Source organism: Polaribacter sp. (genome assembly GCF_965660385.1).
GTDB lineage: Bacteria > Bacteroidota > Bacteroidia > Flavobacteriales > Flavobacteriaceae > Polaribacter.
Genome location: NZ_CBFHZT010000081.1, coordinates 1 through 8149 on the forward strand (window position 1 = coordinate 1; position 8149 = coordinate 8149).

General features: G+C 31.2%; 7 protein-coding genes. 3 read left to right on the forward strand and 4 right to left on the reverse strand.

What is annotated here, in order from left to right; genetic code table 11:
• From ACTG3V_RS14455 to ACTG3V_RS14465, 3 genes are all read right to left on the reverse strand, one after another.
• A partial coding sequence (locus ACTG3V_RS14455; protein WP_439132881.1) for a UDP-3-O-acyl-N-acetylglucosamine deacetylase occupies positions 1-205 on the reverse strand: 205 nt, incomplete at its 3' end.
• Between the two features lie 6 nt (positions 206-211).
• Positions 212-1243, reverse strand: coding sequence for a UDP-3-O-(3-hydroxymyristoyl)glucosamine N-acyltransferase (lpxD, locus tag ACTG3V_RS14460; RefSeq protein ID WP_439132882.1), 1032 nt, complete (start codon positions 1241-1243; stop codon positions 212-214).
• Positions 1244-1288: 45 nt separating this feature from the next.
• A complete protein-coding gene (locus tag ACTG3V_RS14465; RefSeq protein WP_439132883.1) occupies positions 1289-2512 on the reverse strand; it encodes an HD domain-containing protein in 1224 nt (407 codons plus the stop codon).
• 213 nt (positions 2513-2725) lie between these two features.
• Between ACTG3V_RS14465 and ACTG3V_RS14470 the strand changes: the two genes are divergently transcribed.
• The 3 genes from ACTG3V_RS14470 to ACTG3V_RS14480 all read left to right on the forward strand — a co-directional run bounded on the left by ACTG3V_RS14470 (position 2726) and on the right by ACTG3V_RS14480 (position 7564).
• Positions 2726-4273: a response regulator gene (locus ACTG3V_RS14470; RefSeq protein ID WP_439132884.1), complete on the forward strand. Its 1548-nt coding sequence runs from the start codon at positions 2726-2728 to the stop codon at positions 4271-4273.
• Between the two features lie 130 nt (positions 4274-4403).
• Entirely contained in the window at positions 4404-5270 is an 867-nt protein-coding gene (locus ACTG3V_RS14475; protein ID WP_439132885.1) for a hypothetical protein, read from the forward strand.
• Between the two features lie 149 nt (positions 5271-5419).
• Positions 5420-7564: a GH92 family glycosyl hydrolase gene (locus tag ACTG3V_RS14480; RefSeq protein WP_439132886.1), complete on the forward strand. Its 2145-nt coding sequence runs from the start codon at positions 5420-5422 to the stop codon at positions 7562-7564.
• 81 nt (positions 7565-7645) lie between these two features.
• Here the strand turns inward: ACTG3V_RS14480 and ACTG3V_RS14485 are convergent.
• Positions 7646-8149, reverse strand: a 504-nt coding sequence (locus ACTG3V_RS14485; protein ID WP_439132887.1) for a transposase, incomplete at its 5' end; no start/stop codon positions are given.

Genomic DNA, 8149 nt, shown 5'->3' on the forward strand with positions numbered 1-8149 from the left:
TTTCTAAGTTAGTACCTCTTTGTGTGGTAACCACATATTCTGCCTTAGCTTCAATAGTTGGTGCACCTTCTAAATCTACTCTACAAAAAGCAAAACCATGATTAATTGGAGCCGGTTTTAACGTCATAGACACAGTATTACCAGTGTGTAAACCTACACCTGACAAGGTAATTTCTGATTTGATTGTTTTTTGTTTTTTACTCATTTTTCACTAACTTTTTTCAGCGCTTAAATTTTTTTCTATATTACTTATTGATGCTGCTATTTTAGGTAAATTTCTAAAATGAACATAACTTTTATTAAAATCTGGGTAACTAAATGCAGGTGTACCCTGAACCACTTCATGATCTTTTAAACTTTTTGAAATACCAGATTGTGCCTGTATTTTTACATGATTTCCAATAGTAATATGACCTACAATACCTACTTGACCACCAATCATACAATTTTGTCCAATTTTGGCTGATCCAGCTATACCTGTTTGGGCTGCAATTACTGTATTTTCACCAATTTCAACATTATGAGCTATTTGAATTTGATTGTCTAGCTTTACACCCTTTCGAATAATTGTTGAGCCTAATGTTGCTCTATCAATCGTAGATCCTGAACCTATATCTACATAATCTTCGATAATTACGTTTCCTATTTGTGGAATGGCATTAAAATGACCTGCTTCATCTGGTGCAAAACCAAATCCATCTGAACCAATAATACAGCCAGAATGAATTTTACAGTGATTGCCTATTTGCGATTCAGAATAAATTTTAACTCCGGCAAAAATCACACAATTATCTCCTATTTTAGTATTATCTCCTATATAACTGTTTGGATATATTTTTACATTATCACCAATAATAACATTTTCTCCTATATAAGTAAAAGCACCTAAATATTCGTTTTTACCAATTGTAGAGGATGCACTTATAAAGTGAGGTTGCTCTCTACCTGTTTTATTATTTTTTACTTCGTTATAAAATTCTAATAATTTTGAAAACGCTTTATATGCATTTTCTACTTTTATAAGTGTTGTGGTAATTTCTTTTTCTGGCTCAAAGCTGTCGTTAACAATAGCAATTGATGCATTTGTTGTATATAAAAACGGATTGTATTTAGGATTTGACAAAAAGGTTAAAGATCCTTTTTCACCTTCTTCTATTTTAGATAATTTAGAAACTTCTTCATTAGGATTACCCACTACTCTACCTTCTAAAATATCTGCTATTTGCTGCGCTGTAAATTTCATCAAATGCAAAAGTATAAAATTTATAGGTATTTGGCTAATCTGTTTTTACTTTGGATAACAAATAATATATTTAATCACTGGTTTTGTAAGCGCTTGTAAATTTAATTGGTCTGATGCTTTTGCGATATCTTTTAATTTTCCTTTTTTATTAAGAATAAAAATTGGTTTTTTTGTTTGATAAGCTTGATTTTGAATAGGCTGTGAGAAAACAAAATAATCCATTTCATCAATAGCTAATTGTAACTTTTTAGCGTATTTAATTTTCTTTTTATGAAGCTGTGCTGCTGTAAAACATTCTTTTTGAATTTCAATTTTTAATAATTTTCGATCAACTATCATTTTAGATAATAAAGACAATATTTTATCAGTATGATTTACCCATTCTTTTATAGCCGATAAAATATCATAATCATCTAATACAGCAAACATTTGTAAGGTTTTATCCGTAAAATTATCTTGATTAATTTGATTGTATAAGAAATATTTTAGGGCTGCACTTCCATACAAATCCGCTCCTTTTTCTGCCAATTCTTTAGCTCTTTTTAGCACATTTACTAACATATTTTCTGCAACAATACCTGTTTTATGTAAATACACTTGCCAATACATTAATCGCCTTGCTATCAAAAATTTTTCGACTGAGTAAATTCCTTTTTGTTCAATAACCAGTTCATCATTTTTAACATTCATCATAACAATTAACCTGTCTGAAGAGATATTACCTTCAGTAACACCTGTATAGAAGCTATCGCGTTTTAAATAATCCAATCTATCAATATCTAACTGACTAGAAATAAGCTGACATAGAAAATTACGATGGTATTTTCCTTCAAAAATTGTAATGGCTAAATCTAATTCTCCATTAAATTCGATATTTAATTGATGCATAAACTTTAAAGAAATTTCTTCGTGGGAAATTCCGTTAACAATACTATGTTCTAAAGCATGAGAAAATGCACCATGACCAATATCGTGCAATAAAATAGCAATATAAAGGGCTTTTTCTTCATCTTCAGAAATTTGTATCCCTTTAAAGCGCAACACCCTAATTGCTTTTTCCATTAAATATGTACAACCTAAAGCATGATGAAAACGGGTGTGATTAGCACCTGGATATACCAAGTTAGAAAAACCCATTTGAGTGATTCTTCGCAAACGTTGAAAATAAGGATGTTCTATGATATCAAAAATAATCGGATTTTGAATTTGAATAAATCCGTAGATAGGATCGTTTAAAATTTTGAGTTTATTGGGCTTTTTTTTCTTCAAAAGAATCTATTTATCAATCTTAAGCAAAATACGACTTAATGTTATGAATTCGCAAATATTGTGTCTTGAATTTAAAGATGTATTTAGTTAATGATAATCAAAAGAATACATTGCAATAGTATTTTTTTTGGCAATATTTTATCATTTAAAACCCTGTAAACATATAACAAAATACTACATTTATCGTTAAATGTTAAAATTTAAAACAATAGTATGAGCAGTATACACATTTTATGGGTAGATGATGAAATAGAATTATTAAAACCTCACATTCTTTTTCTAGAACGTAAAAACTACCAAGTTACAACGTGTACAAATGGTGCTGATGCTATAGATTTAGTAAGTACTCAAAATTTTGATATTGTTTTTTTAGATGAAAACATGCCTGGTTTAACAGGATTAGATACACTTGCAGAAATTAAACAAAAACAGGCAAATTTACCTGTGGTTATGATTACTAAAAGCGAAGAAGAGTATATTATGGAAGAAGCCATAGGTTCTAAAATTGCTGATTATTTAATTAAACCCGTAAATCCAAGTCAGATATTATTGAGTTTAAAGAAAAATTTAGATCATTCACGTTTGGTGTCTGCCAAAACAACTTCTAGTTATCAACAAGAGTTTCGAAAAATTTCTATGGATTTGGCTATGGTAAATTCTTATGAGGAATGGATTGATTTGTATAAAAAACTAATTCATTGGGAATTGGAACTAGAAAACATTAGCGATACTGGCATGCTTGGCATTTTAGAAAGTCAGAAACAAGAGGCTAACAATCAGTTTTTTAAATTCATCAAAAAAAATTACGAAGATTTTTTAACTGCTCATGACAAACCCACATTTTCTCATACCCTTTTTAAGGATTATGTTGTACCTGAATTAAGCAAGGAAAAAGGTGTTTTATGGGTTGTAATTGATAATTTAAGATATGACCAATATAGAATATTAGAACCTCTTTTAAACAATTATTATAAGAAAGAAGAAGAACACTCTTATTTCTCAATCTTACCAACAGCCACACAATACGCAAGAAACGCTATTTTTTCTGGGTTGATGCCTTCTGAAATGGAAAAACGTCATCCCAATTTTTGGAAAAATGATACTGATGAAGGTGGAATGAATTTGTACGAAAATGAGTTTTTAACAGCACAAATAAAGAGATTAAGTTTAGATATTGAACATCAATATTATAAAATTACTTCTTTAAAAAGTGGAAAAGAATTGGCAGACAATTACAATGGCACAAAACAAAACGATTTAACGACTGTGGTTTATAATTTTGTGGATATGCTATCGCATTCAAAAACAGAAATGGAGGTTATTAAAGAATTGGCTGGAGATGATAAAGCTTACAGAAGTTTAACGTTGAGCTGGTTTAAAAACTCACCATTATTTGAAATTATTCAAAAAGCACAACATTTAGGTCAAAAATTAATTATCACTACAGACCATGGAACCATTAATTGTAAAAACCCTACCAAAGTAATTGGTGATAAAAATATAAGTGCAAATTTACGTTACAAAACCGGCAGAAGTTTATCTTACCAAGAAAAAGATGTGTATGCTGTGCGTAATCCTAAAGATATATTTTTACCAACAGTGGCAATGAATGCGCCTTTTATTTTTGCGAAAGAAGATTTGTTTTTTGCCTATCCAAACAACTTTAATCACTTTGTAAAATATTACAAAAACACCTATCAACATGGAGGCGTTTCTTTAGAAGAAATGATTATTCCTTGTGCTGTTTATAGTCCTAAGTAGTTGGTAGTTGGTAGTTGGTAGTTGGTAGTTAGTAGTTGTGTGTAATTATAACCACCAATCAAATATTGAGTTAAGTTTTACATTTGTAACAAAATTGCCATTCAAACGTCTGAATTGAAAACCAACTGAAATGAAAAGATACTATCCTATTCTTCACACTATCGCTCGCTATTTTTTAGCATCTATTATTCTAATGTACGCTGTTGCCAAAATAATGGGTACTCAATTCTCTTCTTCGCCATCTATTTGGGACAAAACAATCGGTGAGCTATCTGGCTTTGAGCTTACTTGGTTTTTTTACGGCTATTCATTTTGGTACGGAGTTTTTATTGCTTCCTCTCAAATAATCTCTGCCTTTCTCTTGTTTTTTAGAAAAACTACCAGACTTGGAATAGTCCTTTATCTGTCAATTATGATAAACATCTTGGTCTTAGACCTGACTTACGAAATTAATGGAGCAATTGGAATGGCAATTACCCTAACAATAATTGCATTTATTGTGTTCCTTGCTGAATTTAAATCCTTTTATAAGTTTTTCATCCAAGAACCACCTTTATATCAAGAAACCGATAGACCACAATGGTTAAATAAGTTTAGTAAAGTCAAATACTTTTATTTCCCTTTACTCATTATAGGTCTTTTTGCCTTGACATACACATTAAAAAACAATATAATGACCAAAAACGAATTTTATGGTGCTTGGGAACCACAAAATAAGAATGACTGGTCGCGAATCTATTTCCAAGAAGCATCAACATTTTCCATTCGAGGAACTAACGATTTTAATCAAATTTATACGGGAAAATACGAAATCGACAGGGAGAATCAAACCATCAACTTTATGGCTTTCGATGAAGATTATGTTTCAGAAGCTGACGTGCTTAACCCTGATTTTGATAGAATGAAAACTGTTTTTAAAATGCATTATCTATTAGAACAAAATTCAATGATTATAGAGAATGACAGTTTGAAAATTGAATTAAAAAAACTAAAATAACTAAACACAACATTGTATAAAATTATTGGCAGTTTAATCTCTAAAACGAAAGTAAGTAATTATAAAAAAAGTCTGTGTTTAAGCGAAAATTTAGTGCTTGTAAATCCGCTAATGCTCTTATACAGACCATTGGCAATAATTAAAACAAAATGCAGAAATACCTATTAATCTTTTTAGTTTTTTCAACTTTTATAAGTTGTACTAACAATAATAAAGTTGTATTCAAATCTGTCGATTATACAAAATTTGTGAACCCTTTTATTGGAACGGATGGAACTGGACACACCTTTCCTGGTCCAAGCAGACCTTTTGCAATGGTACAACCTGGACCAGATAATACAGACCAAGGTTGGGATTACACAAGCGGTTATCAACTAAAAGATTCAACCATAATTGGATTCTCAAACACAAGAGCTAGTGGAACTGGAATAAGCGAGTTTGGTGATATTCTTTTGTTTCCATTTAATGGTAATCCTAGTAAGTATTCCGCCAAAAAAATAAAAGAACATGCAGAAGTGTCTTATTATTCAGTTGAACTTTCTAGCAACATAAAAGCTGAACTTACCTCGACCGAGCGCGTGTCATTTCATCGTTATACGTATCCAAATAACAAGGCAAAACTATTAGTCAACCTTCAACACGGTTTGCGGTTTTTAACAGATAGTTTGGTGTTGGATAGTGATGTTAAATTAGAAGCTGATAAGAAAACAATCTCTGGTTATTGCCACACTAAAAATTGGGTAGAACGAAAGTACTTTTTTACAATCACGTTCAACCAAAAATATGAAGCAATTAAAGAATTACCAGCTGAACCTAAAGAAAATGCACCAAAATATGTTTTAGATTTCAATCTTAAAGATAACATTTTAAAATGCAAGGTCGCCTTATCTACTGTTAGTGTCAAAGGTGCAAAAAACAACCTTAAAGCAGAATTAGACCATTGGGATTTTGAAAAAGTTAAAAACGATGGAAAACAAATTTGGAATACCTATTTAAAAAAGATTGAAATTGAAGCTGATGATACACAAAAAACCATTTTTTACACGGCTATGTATCATTTATTTTTACAACCTTCAAACATCGCAGATGTAGATGGACAGTATAGAGGTGCTGACGATAAAATTGCTTTAGCTAAAAATGGGGAATACTATTCAACATTATCGCTTTGGGATACTTACAGGGCTTCACATCCATTATACACCATTCTTGTACCTGAACGTGTAGATGGTTTTATTAATACGTTTTTAGCACATCACAAAGCCCAGGGCTATCTTCCTATTTGGACGGCTTGGGGAAAAGAAAATTATTGTATGATTGGTAATCACTCTATTCCAGTTATAGTTGACGCATATCATAAAGGATTTAAAGGCTTTAGTTATGATGAGGCTATGGAAGCAATGGTAAAAACTAGTACAGAAAATCATTTAAATTCTGACTGGGAAATGTATAACAAATACGGCTATTATCCATTTGACTTTTTAGATAATGAATCTGTTTCTAGAACACTCGAGAGTGGATTTGATGATTACGCTATTGCGAAAATGGCCAAAAAAATGGGTAGAGATAGTATCGCTGAAACTTTTAATAAAAGGTCAAAATACTACGAAAATTTATTTGATAGCGAAACAGGTTTAATGCGTGGGAAAGACTCAAAAGGTGATTTTAGAAATCCTTTTGAACCTTTGGAAGCCACCTCACCTATGAATAATCCAGGAGATTACACAGAAGCAAATGCATGGCAATACACATGGACACCAAGTCATTATGATGTAAATAACTACATTGAGCTTTTAGGTGGGAAAGATAATTTTACAAATCAATTAAATAAATTCTTTACGCTATCTAATGACGATGCAGATAAACATCTGGGACAAGAAGGATTAATTGGACAATATGCTCACGGTAATGAACCTAGTCATCACATTGCATATTTATATGCTTTTTCAAATACACCAGAAAAAGGAAATCAACTCATAACAGAAATATATAATAGGTTTTACAGCGATAAACCAGATGGCATAACTGGAAACGATGATTGTGGACAAATGAGTGCCTGGTATATTTTTTCTACTTTAGGTTTTTATCCTGTAAATCCTTCCAGTGCAGAGTTTGTTTTAGGAATACCTCAAGTTAATAATGCTAGAGTTATCCTTAATAATGGAAATTTTCTAAAAATTAGGAAAGGAACATCGGATTTAGACAAAGCGAACTCAATAGAACTTAATTCTCAGCCATTACAAACGAGAATTACATATGAACAAATTATGAAAGGTGGCAAATTGGAATATAAATAACTACACACAACATTGGTAACCGTTGCACAACCCTCTAAAAAATCAAATAATCATCTTTTTTAAGCCCTTTTTAAGGGCTTTTTAAATTTTTACAATCGCTATTTTTCTAAATTTAAAAAGGCTTACAACTACTAATATGAGTTTTGAATAAAGCTTTTTGTGCATAAATACAAAAGCCAAGGCTTTTGCCTTTCTTTTTGCATTTTTTGTAACGAATTTTAAATACTTTTTCAAGTTATAGGCCATCGCTGAGAGATGCATCACTTTATTAGCCTGTTGTATGCCTAAAGTGTTGATTTTTCGCATTCCCATAAATTGGGTCAAGGTGCCAAAAACAGGCTCTACTGTGCTTTGACGTTTAGATTTCATTGCCTTTCCCTTTGGAGTGGATAATCTTGTAATATTTCGCTCATATTCTTCTCGATAATACGTTACACTAAACTTCTTTTCTTTGGCCGTTTTTCCTAAACAGCTTTTGGCTAATGGACAATCCCTACAGGTTAAACTCGAGATGCGGTATTCCTTCTTTTTTGTTTTAGTGCGATAGTCTAAAAATACCTTTTTAAAAGGTACAATCTCATCATT